The organism is Olsenella sp. Marseille-P4559, from assembly GCF_900605015.1.
In the GTDB taxonomy this organism is placed as follows: domain Bacteria; phylum Actinomycetota; class Coriobacteriia; order Coriobacteriales; family Atopobiaceae; genus Tractidigestivibacter.
In genome coordinates, this window is the sequence record NZ_LR027581.1 from 1 (window position 1) to 1,654 (window position 1,654).

Below are 1,654 nucleotides of genomic sequence, written 5' to 3' on the forward strand. Positions count from 1 at the left end.
TCACTTCCCGCGACGTCTTTATCGACATGCTTGTGCTACTGAGTCGGTGTGTGCGTGTTATGTGTATATTATTCTTTGTTTCAGCACTGAGGCGTCCACGCGGAAGATCGCGCGTAGGGTCGTCGGCAGCGTCAGATGTGTATAAGAGCCAGGGTCCCGAGGGGGGGGCGCTCGAGGGGGTGCCGTCCGGCCCCTCCTCCCGCGAGAGGGGCGCGGTGCCCCGGCTCGACGGCCGGGCGGCCTGCTCCGTGCGGGACGACGGGGCCTGCGCGCGCGACCCGTCCGGCCTCGGGATCGTCTCGCTCGCTGTCGACGCCTGCTGCCGGTTCGCCGGCCCGGCCGCCGGCAGCAAGCGGCCCGAGCGGCAGGGGCACGGTGGACACCTCGGGGTCGAGCCCCTCCTCCACGGCTGCCGTACGCAGCGCGGTGTCAGGGGAGTACGGGGGCATGGACTGGGCTACGACGGTCGACAGGGACTACGAGGCCGCACGGATTAGGGGCAGCCTCTGCGTCGACGGCGAACTCCAAGAGGCAGGGGTGCTTGAGCTCTTCGAGTCAAGCGGCCTCTCGAACGCCGAAATCGCGGCCCTCGGCCTGCCCTACTCCGACCTGGTCGTGCGCTCCATGGGAGGTGACACCGGTGCGCCTAACGCGTTCCTGAATTTGGGGTACGGCGAGTCAGGGCGCAGCGGCCTGCAAGGATACCAGGGCGTCTACAGCGTCACCGTGACGCACTCGGCGCTCCCCGGGTTCATCCGGGCCGCGGAGTCGTGGGGCGACAGCTCGGGTCTGCCCGCGGGCACCAGCTCCAACATCATCAATGCATGTGACGCGACGGGCGCGGCGACGGGGACGTACTACGCAACCTACGATGCGAACGCCTCCACGAATGCTGACAACATGGTCTCCTACATGGCCGAGTCGCAGATCAAGGACCCTGTCGAGGAGGGCGTGAAGGAGACGGCCGTGAGCTTCCTCTCGAGCGTGACGGGCCTTCCCGTCGACACCGACGGGGCAGGCCTGGCTGGGAAGGCCTTCGATTGGGGCGTCGAGTTCTACGAGAAGTCCGCCGGTGCCACCGGGGCCGCAAAGCTCCCGTATGCGGCGGTCACGGCCACCATGGATGGCGTGATCAAGGGCTACCAGGTGACCCAGGACAACAGAATCTACGGTACCATAGGTAGTGCGGCGCAGCTCTCCGCCTATGCGACTGACGCCTTCCAGGGCTCCGGCGGGGTGCCCTGCAGCTCGGGCAACGGGGTCGCGGTGCTTGCGGGATGCCGGACTCCGGGAGAGGCCCAGGAATATGCTGATCATTTGTCCCGATACAAGGCCTGTCTGGAGCACGAGGACGGCTCGAAGAGCCACGAGGGCTGGCTTGACGAGCAAAAGGAGATAAGGGGCCTCAGCAGTGAGGGTGATGGGAATGGGACCGCGTCGCGCGTGCGCGACGCGCAGGCAGGCGCCTCCGCTGGTGCGACGCAAGCGGGCATGACGTGCCCCGCGTCGCGCGTGCGCGACGCGCAGGCAGGCGCTGCGCCTGCCGCTTATACACATCTGACGCAGCCGACGGACGCACGCGGCGAGCTTCCGCGGGGCGAGGTGTCGGTGATGGACGACACACAGACAGTCATCAAAGTGAGCGGCTAGAGCG

General features: G+C 67.4%; 1 protein-coding gene. It reads left to right on the plus strand.

Annotated features, from left to right (window positions below):
• Positions 1–447 precede the first annotated feature (447 nt).
• A complete protein-coding gene (locus tag E0E00_RS14180; RefSeq protein WP_130813197.1) occupies positions 448–1,650 on the plus strand; it encodes a hypothetical protein in 1,203 nt (400 codons plus the stop codon).
• Positions 1,651–1,654: the final 4 nt, after the last annotated feature.